Genomic DNA, 19849 nt, shown 5'->3' with positions numbered 1-19849 from the left:
GCTTCGCTTTTCGCAGCGGCGCGGGGTGTGCATATTACACTTTCCCGCTTCAGAGTCAAGCGTTTATTTTCGCTTTTCTCTGCTGGCGTTCATCTCTGAACCCCGCTAACCCGGCGGCCTGTAAGCCGTTGTTCCGTGTCAGTGGAGGCGCATTATAGGGAGTTATTCTGAAGTGACAAGCACAAAATACAAAAAACTTTTCGTTCGCTCACTTTTCAAACTTAACGCTTATTTAAGTCGCGAATCGCCCGTTAAATGTGCGATTTCCCGCGCAAAACTGGCCACCTGCGACCAGTCGGTATAAACCACTTCTTTACGCGTATCGGTTTCCCCCCCGGTCATCTTCATAATCAGGCGGATCATAAAGCGGTCATACCAGCGGTAGCGAGGGTAGCGCAGCGCGCCGGCAAAGACGGCACACAGGTCTGGCTGCCACGGCGAGCCAAGCAAAAACTTGCGCGTGTAGCTGTTGGTCTGCGGCGTACGCTTCTCGGCTTTACGTGCCACCAGGTTGACCGAGTAAAACGCACCGGGCAATTTGTTGAGCACCGCCGTGTGCTTTTTCACAAAGCGATCCAGCGCCGGATGGAAATGCCCGTAACGAATTGACGCGCCAATGACCACGCGATCGTACTCCTGCCAGGCTATCTGCTCCGCACGGTTCAGGTTCACCACATCCGAGTAAATACCCAGCTCTTTTAATTCCGACGCCAGATAGGCGGCAATCTCACGCGTTTGCCCGTCTCGCGTAGAGAAAAGAATCAATGTCTTCATCAACGGCTCCTTACTCGCGCCAGAATGTAGGGGTGAACAGCACCAGCAGCGTAAAGACCTCAAGACGACCAAACAGCATATTGGCGATGAGGATCCATTTCGCGACCGGGTTCATGCTGGCAAAATTATCCGCCACAACGCCCAGACCGGGCCCGAGGTTATTCAATGTTGCTACGACGGACGCAAAGGCGGAGAAATCATCCACTCCCGTCGCGATAATCGCCAGCATACTGACGATAAAGACCAGCGCATACGCCGAGAAGAAGCCCCACACCGCTTCGAGAATGCGTTCCGGCAGGGCGCGGTTCCCCAGCTTAATGCTGTAGACCGCGTTCGGGTGAACCAGGCGCTTCAGCTCGCGGTTCCCCTGCTTAAACAGCAGCAGAATACGAATGACCTTCAGGCCACCACCCGTAGACCCCGCACAGCCCCCGATAAATGCAGAGCATAACAGCAGCACCGGCAGGAACAGCGGCCAGCGCGCGATGCTGTCCGTGGTAAACCCGGCGGTCGTCGCCATCGATACCACCTGGAAGAACGCCTGATTTAGCGTGGTCAGCGCGGAGTTATAGACATCATGGAACCACAGCACCAGGGTACAGATGATCACCAGCGTAAGCTGGACGCCAATGAACATGCGGAACTCTGGGTCACGCCAGTACACCTTCAGGCTGCGCCCGCTCAATAAAGAGAAGTGCAGACCGTAGTTACAGCCTGAAATCAGCAGGAAAATGGCAATAATCGTGTTAATGGTTGGGCTGTCGAAGTAGCCAACGCTGGCATCGTGGGTGGAGAACCCACCGATCGCGATCGTCGCGAAGCTGTGTCCGATGGCATCGAAAGCGGGCATCCCGGCAAACCAAAGCGCCAGCGCACAGGCCACCGTCAGCAAGACATAGATAAGCCAGAGGGTTTTCGCCGTCTCGGCAATACGCGGCCGCATTTTGTTATCTTTCAGCGGCCCGGGCATTTCGGCGCGATAGAGCTGCATGCCGCCAACGCCCAGAATAGGGAGAATAGCCACTGCCAGGACGATGATCCCCATCCCCCCGAACCACTGCAGCATCTGGCGATAAAAGAGAATGGCGTGCGGAAGCGAATCCAGGCCCACCAGCGTCGTCGCCCCGGTGGTTGTTAAACCGGAGAACGATTCAAAAAAGGCATCCGTGATGCTCAGATTAGGCTGTTCAGAAAAGATAAAGGGCAGCGAACCAACGCTCCCCAGCACCGTCCAGAACAGGACCACAATCAGAAAGCCTTCGCGAGATTTCAGTTCACCTTTCTGACGACGGTTTGGCCACCACAGCAGCGAGCCAATCGCCAGCGCGACAAAGAAGGTCTGGGTAAATGCCCGCCCCGCGCCGTCCCGGTAGATAAGCGCCACCAGTCCTGGGAGAATCATCGTCCCGGAAAAGAGTATGACCAGCAGTCCAACGATTCGGGTTATGGCACGAAAATGCATCTCTGCCGCTTCCTTTGGTATTCAAAAGTGAGGTGGGGATTATTCTTCAATCGGCAGCAATTGCAACGAACCACGACTAAAATCAGCCAGTTTTGCTGAAAAAGCAGCCAGTTCCGCCCGAGGAAGCGCCACGCGTAATTGCACCACTGCCTGATATTCACTGTGCGCGATGACGCCGTTAAACTGCCTCAGCAGCGCCTCGATGCCCGATAACTGGGCGTAATCGCACAATAAAGTATATTCGGTGAGCGGCGTTTTGCGGGTGGTTATTAGCATATTCAATGCCTGCTGAACCCCACCGCCGTACGCTTTAACCAGCCCACCCGTGCCTAACAAAATACCACCGTAGTAGCGCACCACCACGGCGGTAATTTCACCCACGCCGCTGCCCATCAGCTGGGAAAGCATGGGTTTACCGGCCGTGCCCGCCGGTTCACCGTCGTCGGAAAACCCCAGCTGCTGAGAATCGTCCGGCGGTCCTGCTACCCACGCCACGCAGTGGTGACGCGCGTCAGGATGCTCAGCCCGAACGGATTCGACAAACGCTTTTGCCGCCTCTACGCCATCGGTATGCGCCAGCAGCGTAATAAAGCGGCTTTTCTTGATTTCCTCAACAAAGGTGACCGGTTCAGCCGGTATCAGCCAGCTTTCCATCAGGCCAGCTTCAGGTCTCGCGTCATGTTCTCGATACCGTTTTCGTGAACCACAACGTTATCTTCGATGCGAATACCGCCAAACGGCTTCAGCGCATCAATTTTTTCCCAGTTGAAGTGTTTGCTGAACTGGCCTTCACGCCACGGCGCCAGCAGGGATTCGATAAAATAGATCCCCGGTTCAATCGTCAGCACCATACGCGGCTCCAGAATACGGGTGCAGCGCAGGTAAGGATATTTAGACGGTGCCGCCAGGTGCGTACCGGTATCATCCTGCATAAAGCCCGCAACGTCGTGAACCTGCAGGCCCAGCGGGTGACCAATGCCGTGCGGCATGAATGGCCCGGTCAGATCGTTCTCGACCATCGCCTCTTCGCTCATGTCTTTCACAATCTGATGCTTACGCAGCAGTTTTGCGATGCGCTGATGGAACTGGATGTGGTAATCCACATAGCTGGTTCCGGCTTTCATGGTGCCAATCAGCGCCAGCTGTTCATCATTCACGTCTTTAATCAGCTGCGCGAAATCGGTATCCGCATTCGCTGCCCAGGTACGGGTCAGATCGGCCGCGTAACCATTGTACTCGGCGCCTGCGTCAAGCAGGAAGCTGCGCATTTCCGACGGAACATGGTGATCCAGCTTGGTGTAGTGAAGCACAGACGCGTGCTCATTCAGCGCGACGATATTGCTGTACGGCACGTCGGTATCACGGTGGCCTGTCGCGGTCAGATAGGCCTGGTTGATGTCGAACTCGCTCATCCCCGACTGGAATGCTTCATGCGCGGCACGGTGACCGTTCACCGCCGTTTTTTGCGCTTCACGCATGCAGTAAAGTTCATAGTCGGTTTTATACGCGCGGTAATAGTGCAGGTAATCCAGCACCCCTTTCGGATTGAGTTTGTCTGCCGGAATATCCAGACCCAGTGCGCGCTCTGGAACAGGTCCAATGTAGCCGATGTTGCCCCGCGCGGCAGGCAGCTGGCTGCCAATGCCGTCCGCTTTCGGCAGCGCAATCACATCAATCTCTTCGGTCCAGAAAGAGGTCGGCAGCGGTTCTACGTTGTGCCAGTAATCGACCGGCAGGTAGAACCACAGTTTCGGCTTGTTCACGCCGTCCACCAGCAGCCAGCAATTTGGAACCTGAGTCACCGGTACCCAGGCTTTAAACTGCGGGTTCACCTTAAACGGATAAGCATGGTCATCCAGAAAGGTATTCATCAGCTCGCCAGAGTGGATCAACAGCGCATCCAGCTTAAAGCGGGCCAGTACATCGCGGGTACGTTCCTGTAGGGTAACGATATGATTTTTATAAAGCGAAGCCAGTGAGTCCATCATTCTTCCTTTCGTTTTTTTGACCTCAAGTCATCGCATCTTAGCACACCTCACTCCGGCTGCGTGATTTCCACTAACCGTGATCAGCGCAGCAATTTCTTAATGACTAATTTGCATTTTATTAACATAAATTCCACACTCCGTTTCATCTGGTATGACCAGATCCAATTGCTGGATTCAGGAGACCGACATGCTCTACAAAGGCGACACCCTGTACGTAGACTGGCTGGAAGATGGCATTGCCGAACTGGTGTTCGATGCCCCCGGCTCAGTGAACAAGCTTGATACCGCGACGGTGGCCAGTCTTGGCCAGGCGCTGGATGTACTTGAAAAGCAATCAGATTTAAAAGGGCTGCTGCTGCGATCGAACAAAGCGGCCTTTATCGTTGGCGCGGATATCACCGAATTCCTGTCGCTGTTCCTGGTGCCCGAAGAACAGCTGAGCCAGTGGCTGCACTTTGCCAACAGCGTTTTTAATCGTCTGGAAGATCTGCCTGTCCCGACCCTTTCCGCCGTTAACGGCTACGCGCTGGGCGGTGGCTGCGAGTGCGTGCTGGCGACCGACTATCGTCTGGCAACGCCGGATCTGCGCATCGGCCTGCCGGAAACCAAGCTGGGTATCATGCCGGGTTTTGGCGGCTCCGTCCGTATGCCGCGCATGCTGGGTGCCGACAGCGCGCTTGAGATCATTGCCGCGGGTAAAGATGTCGGTGCAGAACAGGCGCAGAAAATTGGCCTGGTCGACGGCGTCGTTAAACCAGAGAAGCTTGTTGAAGGCGCACTCGCCATTCTGCGTCAGGCCATCAACGGCGATCTCGACTGGAAAGCCAAGCGCCAGCCGAAGCTGGAGCCGTTAAAACTCAGCAAGATTGAAGCCACCATGAGCTTCACCATTGCCAAAGGCATGGTGATGCAGACGGCAGGTAAACACTACCCGGCGCCGATCACGGCGGTGAAAACCATTGAAGCGGCTGCCCGTCTCGGTCGCGATGAAGCGCTGAAGCTCGAAAATCAGAGCTTTGTTCCGCTGGCGCACACTAATGAAGCCCGCGCGCTGGTCGGTATCTTCCTCAACGATCAGTTCGTGAAAGGAAGAGCCAAACAGCTGACCAAAAACGTTGAGACGCCAAAACATGCGGCGGTACTCGGTGCCGGCATTATGGGTGGCGGCATCGCTTACCAGTCGGCCTGGAAAGGCGTGCCGGTGGTGATGAAAGACATCAGCGAGAAATCCCTGACGCTGGGCATGACCGAAGCGGCCAAGCTGCTGAATAAACAGCTGGAACGCGGAAAAATTGACGGGCTGAAGCTTGCGGGTGTGATTTCCACCATTCAGCCTGTACTGGAATACAGCGGTTTCGACCGTGTCAACGTGGTGGTCGAAGCCGTCGTCGAGAACCCGAAAGTCAAAAAAGCGGTGCTGGCGGAAACGGAAGATAAGGTTCGCCCGGAAACCGTGCTGGCCTCTAACACCTCCACCATTCCAATCAGTGAACTGGCGAGCGTGCTGAAGCGTCCGGAAAACTTCTGCGGGATGCACTTCTTCAACCCGGTACACCGTATGCCGCTGGTCGAAGTGATCCGTGGGGAAAAAACCTCTGACGAAACCATCGCCAAAGTGGTGGCGTGGGCAAGCAAGATGGGCAAAACGCCGATCGTGGTTAACGACTGCCCGGGCTTCTTCGTCAACCGCGTGCTGTTCCCTTACTTCGCCGGCTTCAGCCAGCTGCTGCGCGACGGTGCGGACTTCCGCAAAATCGACAAAGTGATGGAAAAACAGTTCGGCTGGCCGATGGGCCCGGCGTATCTGCTGGACGTGGTCGGCATTGATACCGCCCACCACGCTCAGGCGGTGATGGCGGCAGGCTTCCCGCAGCGTATGCAGAAAGATTATCGCGACGCCATTGACGCGCTGTTCGACGCGAACCGCTTCGGCCAGAAAAACGGCCTGGGCTTCTGGCGCTATAAAGAAGACAGCAAAGGCAAACCGAAGAAAGAAGAAGATGCCGCGGTGGATGGTCTGCTGGCCGACGTTAGCCAGCCAAAACGCGACTTCACCGACGATGAGATCGTCGCCCGCATGATGATCCCGATGATAAACGAAGTGGTGCGTTGCCTCGAAGAAGGCATCATCGCCAGCCCGGCAGAAGCCGACATGGCGCTGGTGTACGGCCTGGGCTTCCCTCCGTTCCACGGCGGCGCGTTCCGCTGGCTGGACACGCTCGGCAGCGCCCGCTATCTCGATATGGCTCAGCAGTATCAGCACCTCGGCCCGCTTTATGAGGTGCCGGAAGGGCTGCGTAACAAAGCGCGCCATAACGAACCCTACTATCCAGCAGTTGAGCCAGCCCGTCCGGTTGGCGAGCTGAAAACGGCTTAAGGAGTCACAATGGAAAAGGTTGTCATTGTTGATGCGATTCGCACCCCGATGGGCCGTTCAAAAGGCGGTGCATTCCGTAACGTGCGTGCGGAAGACCTCTCCGCGCATCTGATGCGTAGCCTGCTGGCGCGTAACCCGGCGCTGGATCCTGCTGCGCTGGACGATATCTACTGGGGCTGCGTGCAGCAGACCCTGGAGCAAGGTTTCAACATCGCCCGTAACGCATCGCTGCTGGCGGAGATCCCGCATTCGGTTCCGGCCGTCACCGTGAACCGCCTGTGCGGTTCGTCAATGCAGGCGCTGCACGACGCGGCACGCATGATCATGACCGGCGATGCGCAGGCCTGCCTGGTGGGCGGCGTTGAGCACATGGGTCACGTGCCGATGAGCCACGGGGTCGATTTCCACCCTGGCATGAGCCGTAACGTGGCGAAAGCCGCGGGGATGATGGGCCTGACCGCCGAGATGCTCTCTCGTCTGCACGGCATCAGCCGTGAAATGCAGGATGCCTTTGCCGCGCGCTCCCACGCTCGCGCATGGGCGGCGACGCAGTCCGGCGCCTTTAAGCATGAGATCATCCCAACCGGCGGCCACGACGCAGACGGCGTACTGAAGCAGTTCAGCTACGACGAAGTCATCCGCCCGGAAACCACCGTAGAAGCGCTTTCTACCCTGCGCCCTGCGTTTGATCCGGTCACCGGTACGGTCACGGCAGGTACGTCGTCGGCGCTGTCAGACGGTGCCGCCGCGATGCTGGTGATGAGCGAAAGTCGTGCCCGCGAGCTGGGCTTAACGCCTCGCGCTCGGGTACGTTCGATGGCGGTCATGGGCTGCGATCCTTCCATCATGGGCTACGGCCCGGTTCCGGCCTCGAAGCTGGCGCTGAAAAAAGCGGGATTAACCGCCAGCGACATCGACCTGTTCGAAATGAACGAAGCCTTCGCCGCGCAGATCCTGCCGTGCATTAAGGATCTGGGGCTGATGGAGCAGATCGACGAGAAGATTAACCTCAACGGCGGCGCGATCGCCCTCGGTCACCCGCTGGGCTGCTCCGGGGCGCGCATCAGCACGACGCTTATCAACCTGATGGAACGCAAAGATGCCCAGTTTGGTCTGGCAACGATGTGTATCGGGCTGGGTCAGGGTATCGCGACGGTGTTTGAGAGAGTGTAAGGCTATAACGTAGGCCCGATAAGCATCGCGCCATCGGGCTTTTGCCGGGAGGCGCTGCGCTTTCCCGGCCTACGAGAAGTATCTCACCGCCACTGACGTCAGTGGCGAAGAGAAAGAGTTTAGTTGCCGTTCTTCCCGCCTGTCAGGGGCGGGTTTTTTATTTAAATGAAGGCAAACGCATCGCCAAACAGGCGGTCTTCACGCGCGTCACGTTCGTTACAGAACAGGTCGCGGGCAATTTTCGCCATCTCAAAACGGCCAGCGATATAGATATCGTGCCCTGCCAGCGTACCGTGATCCTGCAGCACCGCCGTCAGCACCGTCCCGCTACGACCACGCCAGCCCTCTTCCGGCTGCTCAACCACCGGCTCAATGCGCAGGTTAGGATGGGTTACGCTCAGCGCTTCCAGCTCAGACAGGTCGTACAGATGTTTCTCTTCGCGGCCACCCCAGTAAATGGTGATGTCGCGGTCCGGGTTACGCGCCAGTGCGGTCAACAGAATAGAGCGCACGTACGAGAAGCCCGTACCACCCGCGATCAGGATCAGCGGACGGTCTTCGTCATCGCGCAGCCACGCATCACCGTGCGGAATATCCACCACGATTTCACGTTCCTTCAGGATCCGATCCATCACCGCCATCGCATACAGGTTAAGCTCTGACGCACCAATATGAAGCTCAATAAATTCCTGCTCCGCTGGCGTTGAGGCCATAGAGAAAGGACGCTTATCACGCTCATCCATCACAACCATCAGGTACTGACCCGCGCGGAAAGAGAATGGCGCTTCAGGCACTAAACGGACGCGATATACGGTGTCGGTGATGGCATCTACCGAGGTCACTTTACAGCTTAAGGTTGTCATTCGCTCTCTCTGTCGGGAAGTCTATAGGGCTTAACGGTCAGCTCAGGGTTTACCGTTATTCATTATGGCCAGCTCGTCCCAGATCGCGTCAATTCGCGCGGTCACTGCAGGATCTTTTTTGATCGGGCGACCCCATTCACGGTCGGTTTCGCCAGGCCATTTATTTGTGGCATCCAGTCCCATCTTTGAGCCAAGACCGGAAACCGGCGAGGCAAAATCCAGGTAATCTATCGGCGTGTTTTCAACTAACACCGTATCGCGCGCCGGGTCCATTCGCGTGGTAATGGCCCAGATTACGTCATTCCAGTCGCGGGCGTTAACGTCATCATCGCAGACAATAACAAATTTGGTATACATAAACTGGCGCAGGAAAGACCAGACGCCCATCATCACGCGTTTAGCATGGCCAGGATACTGCTTCTTCATCGTGACCACCGCCATGCGATACGAGCATCCTTCAGGCGGCAGATAAAAATCAACAATTTCCGGGAACTGCTTTTGCAGGATCGGCACAAACACTTCGTTCAGCGCCACGCCCAGCACCGCCGGTTCGTCCGGTGGACGTCCGGTATAGGTGGAGTGATAAATCGCATCTTCACGCTGCGTAATGTGCGTCACGGTGAACACCGGGAAGTTATCCACTTCGTTGTAATAGCCGGTATGGTCGCCATAAGGGCCTTCTGGCGCCATTTCACCCTGCTCAAGGTAACCTTCCAGCACAATTTCCGCACTGGCCGGAACTTCAAGATCGTTAGAGATACACTTCACGACTTCGGTTTTCGTTCCGCGCAGCAGGCCTGCAAACGCATATTCAGAGAGCGTATCCGGCACGGGGGTGACGGCTCCCAGAATGGTGGCCGGATCGGCGCCTAAGGCGACAGACACCGGGAAACGTTCCCCCGGATGCGCAGCGCACCACTCCTGGAAATCCAGCGCGCCGCCGCGATGCGACAGCCAGCGCATGATGAGTTTATTCTTGCCAATCAACTGCTGGCGGTAAATACCGAGGTTTTGCCGCTCTTTGTGCGGGCCGCGCGTAACGGTCAGCCCCCAGGTGATCAGCGGAGCGGCATCTTCAGGCCAGCACTGCATGATAGGGATTTTGGTCAGATCAACCGCATCGCCTTCCAGCACTTTCTGCTGGCATGGCGCGCCGCGCAGGCGTTTGGTGGGCATGTTCAGCACCTGCTTAAACTGCGGCAGTTTGTCGAACAGATCGCGGAAGCCCTTCGGTGGCTCCGGCTCTTTCAGAAACGCCAGCAGTTTACCGACCTCACGCAGCGCCGTGACGTCTTCCTGCCCCATTCCCAGTGCAACACGACGCGGTGTACCAAACAGGTTGCACAGCACCGGCATGGAGTAACCTTTCGCATTTTCAAACAGTAATGCGGGGCCACCGGCACGCAGGGTGCGGTCAGCAATTTCTGTCATTTCCAGATAAGGATCGACAGGAAGAGTAATACGTTTGAGTTCACCCTGCTTTTCCAGCAGCGTCAGGAAGTCGCGGAGATCGTGGTATTTCATGCAGTTAATCATGGCCTCTCTGTAAGCGCTTCATTATACGGCGTAAGCCTGCTTGATGCTGTAATTTTGTTAAATAAGCGTGAACTTATGCGTTCTGTTCCATTTTCCCCCATTATAATCAACTTAGCGATCCCGCCAGGGTTTTGATATGCTTGCGCCCCGAACTAAGGGAAAGAGTGATTATGCAGGCCTGGTATTTACTGTATTGCAAACGCGGGCAACTTCAGCGCGCGCAGGAACATCTTGAACGTCAGTCTGTCAATTGCCTGACACCCGTGATCACGCTTGAAAAAATGCAGCGCGGGAAGCGCACAACCGTCAGCGAGCCGTTGTTCCCGAACTACCTGTTCGTGGAGTTCGACCCGGAAGTCATCCACACCACCACCATCAGCGCAACGCGTGGCGTCAGCCACTTCGTTCGTTTTGGCGCCCACCCGGCAACGGTCCCGTCGACGGTCATTCACCAGCTGTCGGTTTATCAGCAGCCTGAAGGGATCACCGACCCCGAAACCCCTTACACGGGCGATAGCGTCGTGATTACCGAAGGCGCTTTCGAAGGCCTGCAGGCGATTTTTGCCGAGCCGGACGGGGAAGCGCGCTCTATGCTGTTGCTCAATCTGCTGAACAAGCAGGTACTGCAGAGCGTTAAAAACACCGACTTCCGCAAACTTTAAACGTTTATCCCGAACAGATTACGCACGTTGTCATCCGTCTGCGCCGAAAGCCAGTGCGGATCGTCTCCGCGCCACTTCGCGACGCTCTCAACAATGTGCCCCAGATACGCGGGCTCATTTCGCCGCGATGCCGGTTTGGGTTTCATATCGCGCGGTAGCAGATAAGGCGCATCGGTTTCAAGGAGCAGTCGGTCGGCCGGGATTACCGGCAGTAGTTCACGAAGTTCAAGCCCTCGGCGCTCATCGCACACCCAGCCGGTAATACCCAGATAAAGCCCTCGCTGCAGGCAATCCAGCGCTTCCTGCCGTGAACCGGTGAAGCAGTGCAGTACCGCGCCGGGCAGTTTCTCCAGCCACGGATCCAGAAGTGCCAGGAAACGCTCATGCGCATCGCGGCAGTGCATAAATACAGGCATTCCAAGCTCTGCTGCCAGCGCAAGCTGGGCAGTGAATGCCTTTTCCTGCTCTTCAGGCGTGGAAAAGTTACGGTTGAAATCGAGGCCGCATTCGCCGATCGCCACAACGTCTGGCGTCTTCGCCAGCCTGTACAGGGTGTCGCCACTTTCCGCGGTCCACTGGCTGCTGTCGTGAGGGTGCACGCCAGCAGTAGACCAACAGCGATCGTAGCGTTGCGCCAGCTGCTGCGCCTGCTCGCTCTCATGCAGGTTGGTGCCCGTCAGCAGCAGTCCTTTGACCCCGGCGGCAAACGCGCGCGCAACCACCTCATCACGATCTTTCGCAAACTGCGAGCTGGTCAGGTTGAGTCCGATATCAAACATGCAAATCCCCATATAACAACCGCCCTGACGGGCGGCTGGTTTTACTCTTCAGTGGTCTTGTCGGACGTATCGTCTTCGTCATCCGCTCGACGTCCTTTACCCACGTAGAAACGCGAGAAGAAAACGCCGACCTCAAACAGACAGTACATTGGTATGGCCAGCAGCGTCTGCGAGAAAACATCTGGCGGTGTCAGCAGCATGCCAACAACAAAGGCGCCCACAAGGATATACGGACGCTTCTTACGCAGGTCATCCGGGGTCGTTACCCCAACCCAGCAGAGCAGCACAATAGCCACCGGCACTTCGAATGCCACGCCAAACGCCATAAACAGCGCCATCACAAAGCTGAGGTAGCTGGCGATATCCGTCGACACCTGGACCCCTTCCGGTGCGGTATGCGTCAGGAAGCCGAAGGCCAGCGGGAAGACAACAAAATAGGCAAACGCCATGCCGATATAGAACAGCAGCGAGCTGGACACCAGCAGCGGGATCACCAGCTTGCGTTCATGCTTATACAGCGCTGGTGCGACAAACGCCCATACCTGGTAAAGAATGACCGGAGCAGAGGCAATCAACGACACCCAGAAGGTCAGCTTGAGGGGGGTAAAGAACGGAGAAGCAACGTCTGTTGCAATCATCGTTGCGCCCAGCGGCATCTGCTTGATCAGCGGCGCAGAGACCACCTGATAGATATCGTTGGCAAAATAGACCAGGCACAGGAATATGAGTAAAACCGCAATAATGCAGTTTAACAGGCGCTTACGCAGCTCAATAAGGTGCGTAATCAGCGGTTGAGTATCATCTACTGCCATGTTTACGCTTTATCACTCGACGAGGGGGATGATTCGGAAACGGACGCAACGGGCTTCACTTCCGCCGTTTGTGCTACCGGCTCTCCCGGCTGCGCCTGTTTTTTCACTTCGGTTTCCTGCGGCGTCTGTTCTGGCGCGGCAGCCTGATGTTCAGCGCTGGCAGGCGTTACGCCCTCGCGCTGCTCCTCGCTGCCCTTCACCACCGGGTTATGGATAGTGTTCGCTTCATCGCTCGCTTTTTCAGGATCGTTAACGCTATAGGAGCGCTTCATCGATTCCGCCGCTTCGCGCAGCTCATCCATTGACGCTTTCAGTTCCGGCGTCAGGTTATCCATGCTCGCCTTCTCGACCTTTTTCAGGCTTTCCTGAAATTCCTGCAGCTTAAGCTCCTGCGCCAGTTCATTCTGAACGGTGGATGCGAGCGATCTCAGCGCACGAACCCAGCCCGCAACGGTTTTCACTGCCACCGGCAGACGCTGCGGCCCCAGCACAATCAGGCCAATAACAAAGACCAGCAGAAGCTCACTAAAACCAATGTCGAACACGACTTACACCTGCTCTTTATCGTGGCGTTTAGCGTCTTCCTTTTTGGCTTCTTCTTGCTTGTCGGCGATGGATTTAGCAGTAAAATCAGCATCCTGGCTGGTTTTATCCTGCTTGCTCTCATCATCGCTCATCGCTTTCTTGAAGCCTTTGATAGACGCGCCCAGATCGGAACCAATAGAACCGAGCTTTTTGGTGCCAAACAGCAGCACGACGATGACGGCAATAATGACTAATTGCCAGATACTGATACCACCCATACATGTTCCTCAGGGATAGATGATTAATGAGTCAGGTCGCATTATACGTATGCGACCCGTCGATAGCGACGTACGCTCAGCGCGTTTTTCGCCAGCCTGCTAACCAGACTACCACTCCGCCAGCCATCAGCCAGGCGGGCATCATCTGCCAGTCCGGACGGTTGATCAGCAGCAGCGTACCGCTCAGCAGCAGCGTTGCGCCAATCCCAAAGAGGTAGCGTGACTGTCCCTGGCGAACACGGCTGGACTGAAGCTCGCGGGCGATTTTATCCATGCTGTGCTGAAGGTTCTTGCTCTGACGCAAACTGTCATAAACCAGTTCAGGAATTTCAGGCATTTTTTCTATCCAGAACGGGCCTTTCTCTTTCAGCGAGCGCACCAGCGCAGGAATGCCAACCTGATCCTTAATCCAGGATTCAAGGAAAGGTTTCGCGGTCTTCCACAAGTCTAACTGAGGATAGAGTTGTCGGCCTACACCCTCAACGTAAAGTAATGTTTTCTGAAGTAAAACTAGCTGTGGCTGAACTTCCATATTAAAGCGGCGAGCCGTGTTGAACAGGTTTAACAGCACGTGCCCGAAGGAGATTTCCGCCAGCGGTTTTTCAAAAATCGGTTCACAAACGGTCCGGATCGCAAACTCGAACTCTTCGACGTTGGTGTCAGGCGGTACCCAGCCAGAATCGACGTGCAGCTCGGCCACCTTACGATAGTCGCGGTTGAAGAACGCGATGAAGTTCTCTGCCAGATACCGTTTATCTTCTTTGTTCAGCGACCCCACAATCCCGCAGTCGATACCGATATACTTCGGATCCTCAGGATGCTCGTAGCTCACGAAGATATTGCCCGGGTGCATGTCCGCATGGAAAAAACTGTCGCGGAAAACCTGGGTAAAGAAGACCTGTACGCCACGTTCGGCCAGCAGCTTCATGTTCGTTCCCTGTTTCTCCAGGGCGACCACATCCGAAACCGGAATACCGTAGATACGCTCCATCACCATCATGTTCTGGCTACAGTAGTCAGAATAGACTTCAGGTACATAGAGCATCGGGCTGTTTTCAAAGTTGCGACGCAGCTGGATGGCGTTTGCCGATTCGCGCAGCAGGTTAAGCTCATCAATCAGCGTTTTTTCATATTCCCGCACCACTTCCAGTGGACGAAGGCGACGCCCGTCCGGCAGCAGGCGTGGCACCCAGCGCGCCAGACGATAAATCAGCTTCATGTCCGCTTTGATGATCGGCAGGATGTCCGGACGAATGACCTTAATAACGACTTCTTTGCCGTTTTCTTTCAGACGCGCGGTGTGCACCTGCGCGATAGAGGCCGACGCCAGTGGCTTAATGTCGAAATCGTCGAACCAGGTCTCGACGGGTACATTCCCCATCGCCTCTTCAATCTGCTTTTTCGCGCGCGCGCCGTCAAACGGTGCGACGCGATCCTGCAGCATCGCGAGCTCATCGGCAATCAGAGGCGGGAAGAGATCGCGGCGGGTCGACAGCATCTGTCCGAATTTAATCCAAACCGGACCGAGCTCCTGCAGCGCCAGGCGCAGACGCTCACCCAGCGGTTGACCTTTATGGCGATTGGGCATCCAGAACAGCATCCGCCGCCAGATACGAAGCGGCAGCGTGATACGCATTTTGGGGATAAGCTCGTCGAGCCCGTAGCTCAAAAAGGTGCGAATAATAAAATAGAGGCGCCGAATTTCACCAGGCGTCATTTGCCCTCCAGTTTTTCCAGCCGTTTGGTTAACGCATCAACCGCACGTTCAACAGCAGCGGTCTCTTCCGCAAACCATGCAACTTCCAGTGGCCCGGGCGCCATTCGCCACTCTTCTGTCAGCACTTCCGCCGCATAGCGTTGCTGGCGCTGAAGGCTTTTACGCGCAAAGGAGGCGCCACCATGAAGGACTTTCCCGATGCCTTCGGCGGCAATGTCGCCGATAAAAGGCGCGAGCAGCTCTGCCGGATCGAACTCCGCCAGATCGGTGAGCGCAACGAAGTTCTGCACGACCTGAATGTCGCCTTCCACTTCCAGCTCACCGCTGCGGATAAGCGCCGTTAATTGCTGGCGATCGCGCAGTTTTGGCAGCACGCTCATGTGCGTGATGACCGAGCAGTCGGCTTCACCTTCCCACGCCCCCAGAACGTCAAGCTGACGTTCGCTGAATACCAGCACAAGCGGCGTCGAGAACTCTTTTAAAACAATGCGTAATACCTTCCCGTTTAGCCGCTGACGTGCAGCTTTCAGCGCCGGAGCGCGATACAGAAAAGCGTTCAGTACATTCTCGACGCCTGCGGAGACTAAGGGTTTAAAGGGCACGGGACACCTCCACTCAGAATTTGTAACCGCGATGCAGCGCGACGACGCCCGCCGTCAGGTTGAAATATTCAACATTTTCAAATTCTGCATCCTGCATCATGGCTTTTAATGTGTCCTGATCCGGGTGCATACGGATAGATTCCGCCAGATAGCGGTAGCTTTCAGCGTCATTAGCCACCAGCTCGCCAATACGCGGCAGCACGTGGAAGGAATAGGCGTCGTAGGCTTTGCTCAGCGGCTCAATGATCGGTTTAGAGAACTCGAGCACCAGCAGACGTCCACCCGGCTTCAGCACGCGGTACATGGAGCGCAGCGCTTTTTCTTTATCGGTCACGTTACGCAGACCGAAAGAGATCGTGATGCAGTCAAAGGTGTTATCCGGGAATGGCAGCGCTTCGGCGTTTGCCTGCACATATTCCACATTTCCCACCACGCCGATGTTACGCAGCTTTTCGCGTCCCATTTTCAGCATGGAGTCATTAATATCGGCAAGAACAACGCGGCCGGTTTCGCCCACCAGACGGGAGAATTTCGCGGTTAAATCGCCCGTACCGCCGGCTAAATCCAGCACCGTTTGTCCACGGCGTACGCCGCTGCAGTCAATGGTGAAGCGCTTCCACAAGCGATGAATGCCGAACGACATCAGGTCATTCATCACATCGTACTTCGCCGCCACGGAATGAAATACGTGGGCCACCATGTCAGCTTTCTGCGCTTTGGCGACAGTCTGAAAGCCAAAGTGCGTTGTGTCTTGTGAATCGTCAGCCATCTTAGAGCCTGCTTATCAGTAAAATGTTCGTGAAGTGTAACAGATTGGGCGCGTTTGCCCTACGTTTCAACCACCGCGAAAGAAACGCGCTGGAGTCTCGTCTGGTGATAAATCCACCGCTAACGTATTGTCTTCACTGTTTGTCTTTTGTTCGTCCGCACCTTCTCGCAGGCGAAACTCGTCGTCCTGGGCGGTGGCCTGTTCGACCAATTCCGGATTAATCTCGCGTTTAACCTCTACCCCCAGGCTGCGGAATGATTCGGCCTGTGCCAGCAAATTGCCGCGTCCGGAGGCGAGTTTTTTCATCGCCTGGCGGTAGTTATCCTGCGCACGATCCAGGCTCTGCCCGACTGAGGACATGTCGTCCACGAAGAGGCGCATTTTGTCGTACAGCTTGCTGGCACGATCGGCAATCTGCTGCGCGTTGCGGCTCTGGTGCTCATAGCGCCACAGGTTCGCAATGGTGCGTAACGCCACCAGCAGCGTGGTGGGGCTGACCAGCATAATGTTATTTTTGAGCGCTTCGGTGATCAGCTCAGGCTGTCTGTCGAGTGCCAGCAGAAACGCGGGTTCTACCGGGATAAACATCAGGACATAGTCCAGCGAGCGGAGACCCGGCAGCTGCTGGTAATCTTTTCTGCCGAGCAGGCGAATGTGATTACGCACGGAGGCAATGTGCTCCTGCAGCGCAGACTCGCGCGTGTAGTCATCTTCGGCGTTGAAGTAGCGCTCATAGGCCACCAGCGTCATTTTGGCGTCAATCACCACATCTTTACCCTGCGGCAGCCGCACAATCACATCCGGCTGCATACGCGAGCGGGCATCGTTCTCAATGCTGACCTGGGTTTCGTATTCATACCCTTCGCGCAGGCCAGACGCTTCAAGCACGCGGGTCAGCACCACTTCCCCCCAGTTGCCCTGGGTTTTGTTATCCCCTTTCAGCGCGCGGGTCAGGTTGACTGCCTCCTGCGCCATCTGGGCATTCAGCTGCTGGAGATTGCGAATCTCATGCGCCAGCGTGTGTCGTTCGCGGGCTTCCTGACCAAAGCTGTCCTGCACCTGACGACGAAAACCGTCCAGCTGTTCGCGCAGGGGCGTCAGCAGGCTGTTCAGGCTCTGGCGGTTCTGTTCGTCAACGCGGCGGTTGCTGTGCTCAAAAATTCGGTTGGCGAGGTTCTCAAACTGTTCGCTGAGACGCTGCTCGCTGTTGATCATCTGGCGGATTTTGTCTTCCGCATGCAGTTGGGTGGATTCAAGGCGGGTGGTCACTTCGCGGAGATCGGCCTCCAGCGACGTGTTGATATCACGCAGATTACGCAGCTCGTTGTTGAGCAGCTCGCACTCCTCTCGCCAGTGGTCACTCAGCGCAAGCTGCTGCTTTGCCGCACTTAATTCAGCGACTATCTCTTCGCGCTCTGCCAGCTGGTCGGCCTTCTGCTGTGCATGCTGATAGCTGGAAATGAGCCAGCCTATCGCCACGCCCGCCAGCGCAATCACCGCATAAATCAGGACTGAGATATCCACAATGCCCCCTGCATCAACGTATTACCCGCACAAAATAGGATTGTGCTGTACAAACGTCCAGTTTGAAAGGGTTTTCCTGCGAGGCGCTACGCAAAAAATAAAGGCCGAACGTGTCGGCCTTTGATTTCGAAAGGAGAGGACTAGATCAGGCGACGCGCGGCTTCAACCACGATTTTCACTGCATGACTTTCGGTCTGCTTCATGGTTTCGGCGTTCGGGATCTCCTGCTGGGTACGGTTGACGATAACGCCCGCCACCATACCGGCACGCAGACCCTGGCTTGCGCACATGGTCAGCAGCGTTGCAGATTCCATTTCGTAGTTCATCACGCCCATGGACTGCCACTCCTCCATTGAGCCTTTGAAACGGCTTACCACGCGGCCTGAGAAGGTGTCGTAACGCTCCTGGCCCGGGTAGAAGGTGTCGGAAGAGGCGGTTACACCTACGTGGGTAGTTGCGCCTACGGACTTCGCGGCTTCAACCAGCGCGGTGGTGCATTCGAAATCAGCCACTGCCGGGAATTCCATCGGCGCAAAGTGCAGGCTTGCACCGTCCAGACGGACGGACGCGGTCGTGACCAGCACGTCGCCGACGTTGATGTGCGGCTGGATAGCGCCGGTGGTACCGATACGCAGGAATGTACGGATGCCCAGCTGGGCCAGCTCTTCAACAGCAATAGACGTAGACGGACCACCGATACCGGTAGAGCACACGATCACCGCTTTGCCATCCAGCTCTGCGCGCCAGGTGGTGAACTCACGATGGGCAGCCAGCTTGACCGGCTTATCCATCAGCGCGGCGATCTTTTCCACACGCTCAGGGTCGCCAGGGACGATTGCGAGCGTAGCCCCTTGTAAATCGTTTTTGGTGAGGCCGAGATGAAAAACATCAGACTTAGACATAGGTGACTCCTCTGTGGGTCGGTTAGTCAGAAGAAGTAAAACGGTACTTTACAGAAGCAGCATGCATATTTTCGTGACGCAACTCACCATGAATGAAAATGATTGCATTAAATTTCCATAAAAAAGTGATTTACATCACATTAACAAGTTATATCGCCAGGTGCTGCACAAAAGATAGACCGTTTAAGGCACTGTGAGTTGTTAACCTGGTGTCTATATTTACCTTTGCGCTAACTCATTGGTACGGAGAATGCCATGACTGAAAAAACCGGTTTTGCACCTGCTGCGGCCCCACATGCTTCCACCATCGTGTCGACGCCAGAAGCGGCAATTACCGCGGGTGAGACCTCCATTCCCTCGCAGGGGGAGAATATGCCTGCTTATCACGCACGGCCAAAATCGGCAGACGGCCCGCTGCCCATCGTGATTGTGATTCAGGAGATATTTGGTGTTCACGAACACATTCGCGACCTCTGCCGCCGGCTGGCGCTGGAAGGGTATCTGGCCGTTGCGCCAGAGCTCTACTTCCGTCAGGGCGATCCGAACGACTACAGCGATATTCCAACATTGCTCAGCAACCTGGTCAGCAAAGTCCCGGACGCGCAGGTGCTGGCCGATCTCGATCACGTCGCCAGCTGGGCGGCGCGCAACGGGGGCGATCCACATCGTCTGCTTGTCACCGGTTTCTGCTGGGGCGGACGCATAAGCTGGCTGTATGCCGCGCATAACCCGCAGCTCAAAGCCGCTGTCGCCTGGTACGGCAAACTGGTAGGTGAAAAAACGCTGAATTCACCGAAACATCCGGTCGATATTGCCACCGAGTTAAATGCCCCCGTATTAGGGCTTTACGGCGGTCAGGACACCGGTATTTCGCTTGATTCGGTAGAGACCATGCGCCATGCGCTCCGTGCGGCAAATGCGAAGGCGGATATTGTGGTGTACCCGGATGCCGGGCATGCGTTTAACGCCGATTATCGTCCGAGCTATCACGCAGAATCAGCCAAAGATGGCTGGCAGCGGATGCTGGCGTGGTTTAGCCAGTACGGCGGGAAGAAAGCATAAAGCAAAAAGCCCGGTGGCGGCTACGCCTTACCGGGCCTAAGTGT

19 protein-coding genes are annotated in these 19849 nt (G+C 56.0%); 4 read left to right on the top strand and 15 right to left on the bottom strand.

From position 1 onward, the window contains the following. Positions 1-228: 228 nt before the first annotated feature. The 4 genes from hemG to pepQ are packed head-to-tail and all read right to left on the bottom strand — an operon-like array spanning position 229 to position 4221. Positions 229-774 (bottom strand): menaquinone-dependent protoporphyrinogen IX dehydrogenase, encoded by a 546-nt coding sequence (gene hemG / locus N037_RS13150; protein WP_032641484.1) that lies wholly within the window; start codon positions 772-774, stop codon positions 229-231. A 10-nt stretch (positions 775-784) separates the two neighbouring features. Then, a complete protein-coding gene (gene trkH / locus N037_RS13145) occupies positions 785-2236 on the bottom strand; it encodes a Trk system potassium transporter TrkH (protein WP_023309600.1) in 1452 nt (483 codons plus the stop codon). 39 nt (positions 2237-2275) lie between these two features. Further along, the gene (locus N037_RS13140) at positions 2276-2890 is read right to left on the bottom strand and encodes an IMPACT family protein (protein ID WP_032641471.1); all 615 of its coding nucleotides are present in this window, start codon (positions 2888-2890) and stop codon (positions 2276-2278) included. After that, a complete protein-coding gene (gene pepQ / locus N037_RS13135) occupies positions 2890-4221 on the bottom strand; it encodes a Xaa-Pro dipeptidase (RefSeq protein WP_023333783.1) in 1332 nt (443 codons plus the stop codon). Before pepQ ends, N037_RS13140 begins: the two co-directional genes overlap by 1 nt. Before the next feature lie 190 nt (positions 4222-4411). Between pepQ and fadB the strand changes: the two genes are divergently transcribed. Together fadB and fadA are read left to right on the top strand one after the other, a co-directional pair. After that, positions 4412-6601: a fatty acid oxidation complex subunit alpha FadB gene (fadB, locus tag N037_RS13130; RefSeq protein ID WP_032641468.1), complete on the top strand. Its 2190-nt coding sequence runs from the start codon at positions 4412-4414 to the stop codon at positions 6599-6601. Between the two features lie 9 nt (positions 6602-6610). Further along, positions 6611-7774 (top strand): acetyl-CoA C-acyltransferase FadA, encoded by a 1164-nt coding sequence (gene fadA / locus N037_RS13125; RefSeq protein WP_032641466.1) that lies wholly within the window; start codon positions 6611-6613, stop codon positions 7772-7774. Between the two features lie 161 nt (positions 7775-7935). Here the strand turns inward: fadA and fre are convergent, their stop codons facing one another. Then, entirely contained in the window at positions 7936-8637 is a 702-nt protein-coding gene (gene fre, locus N037_RS13120; RefSeq protein ID WP_008501516.1) for an NAD(P)H-flavin reductase, read from the bottom strand. 42 nt (positions 8638-8679) lie between these two features. Continuing rightward, entirely contained in the window at positions 8680-10170 is a 1491-nt protein-coding gene (ubiD, locus tag N037_RS13115) for a 4-hydroxy-3-polyprenylbenzoate decarboxylase (protein WP_197278582.1), read from the bottom strand. Positions 10171-10343: 173 nt separating this feature from the next. Here ubiD and rfaH point away from each other — a divergent pair, with 173 nt between their 5' ends. Next, on the top strand, positions 10344-10835 hold the full coding sequence (gene rfaH, locus N037_RS13110) for a transcription/translation regulatory transformer protein RfaH (protein WP_023333788.1): 492 nt from the start codon (positions 10344-10346) through the stop codon (positions 10833-10835). Here rfaH and tatD read toward each other — a convergent pair. The 9 genes from tatD to udp all read right to left on the bottom strand — a co-directional run bounded on the left by tatD (position 10832) and on the right by udp (position 18743). Continuing rightward, on the bottom strand, positions 10832-11614 hold the full coding sequence (gene tatD, locus N037_RS13105; protein WP_032641462.1) for a 3'-5' ssDNA/RNA exonuclease TatD: 783 nt from the start codon (positions 11612-11614) through the stop codon (positions 10832-10834). The two genes, rfaH and tatD, sit on opposite strands and share 4 nt — an antisense overlap. A gap of 41 nt (positions 11615-11655) precedes the next feature. After that, positions 11656-12426: a Sec-independent protein translocase subunit TatC gene (gene tatC / locus N037_RS13100; protein WP_032641459.1), complete on the bottom strand. Its 771-nt coding sequence runs from the start codon at positions 12424-12426 to the stop codon at positions 11656-11658. 2 nt (positions 12427-12428) lie between these two features. Then, positions 12429-12971, bottom strand: a complete 543-nt coding sequence (tatB, locus tag N037_RS13095; RefSeq protein WP_032641457.1) for a Sec-independent protein translocase protein TatB — start codon at positions 12969-12971, stop codon at positions 12429-12431. Between the two features lie 3 nt (positions 12972-12974). Beyond that, positions 12975-13229 (bottom strand): Sec-independent protein translocase subunit TatA, encoded by a 255-nt coding sequence (gene tatA, locus N037_RS13090; RefSeq protein WP_023309609.1) that lies wholly within the window; start codon positions 13227-13229, stop codon positions 12975-12977. Between the two features lie 76 nt (positions 13230-13305). Beyond that, complete coding sequence (ubiB, locus tag N037_RS13085) at positions 13306-14946, bottom strand: ubiquinone biosynthesis regulatory protein kinase UbiB (RefSeq protein WP_032641455.1); 1641 nt, start codon at positions 14944-14946, stop codon at positions 13306-13308. Next, positions 14943-15548 carry a ubiquinone biosynthesis protein UbiJ gene (ubiJ, locus tag N037_RS13080; RefSeq protein WP_032641453.1) on the bottom strand — a complete coding sequence of 202 codons (606 nt, stop codon included), beginning with the start codon at positions 15546-15548 and terminating at the stop codon, positions 14943-14945. The genes ubiB and ubiJ overlap by 4 nt, the downstream gene beginning before the upstream one ends. Positions 15549-15561: 13 nt before the next feature. Continuing rightward, on the bottom strand, positions 15562-16317 hold the full coding sequence (ubiE, locus tag N037_RS13075; RefSeq protein ID WP_023309612.1) for a bifunctional demethylmenaquinone methyltransferase/2-methoxy-6-polyprenyl-1,4-benzoquinol methylase UbiE: 756 nt from the start codon (positions 16315-16317) through the stop codon (positions 15562-15564). Positions 16318-16383: 66 nt separating this feature from the next. Beyond that, positions 16384-17841, bottom strand: coding sequence for a DNA recombination protein RmuC (gene rmuC, locus N037_RS13070; RefSeq protein ID WP_021242858.1), 1458 nt, complete (start codon positions 17839-17841; stop codon positions 16384-16386). Between the two features lie 140 nt (positions 17842-17981). After that, positions 17982-18743: a uridine phosphorylase gene (gene udp / locus N037_RS13065; RefSeq protein WP_003860792.1), complete on the bottom strand. Its 762-nt coding sequence runs from the start codon at positions 18741-18743 to the stop codon at positions 17982-17984. 255 nt (positions 18744-18998) lie between these two features. On the opposite strand from udp, the gene N037_RS13060 reads away from it, so the two are divergent. Further along, positions 18999-19805, top strand: coding sequence for a dienelactone hydrolase family protein (locus tag N037_RS13060; RefSeq protein WP_032641451.1), 807 nt, complete (start codon positions 18999-19001; stop codon positions 19803-19805). Positions 19806-19849 lie beyond the last annotated feature (44 nt).

This window comes from Enterobacter sp. EGD-HP1, assembly GCF_000733275.2.
Classification (GTDB): Bacteria; Pseudomonadota; Gammaproteobacteria; order Enterobacterales; family Enterobacteriaceae; genus Enterobacter.
Note: the sequence above shows the minus strand (reverse complement) of the source record. Positions and strands in the feature narration are given on the sequence as shown.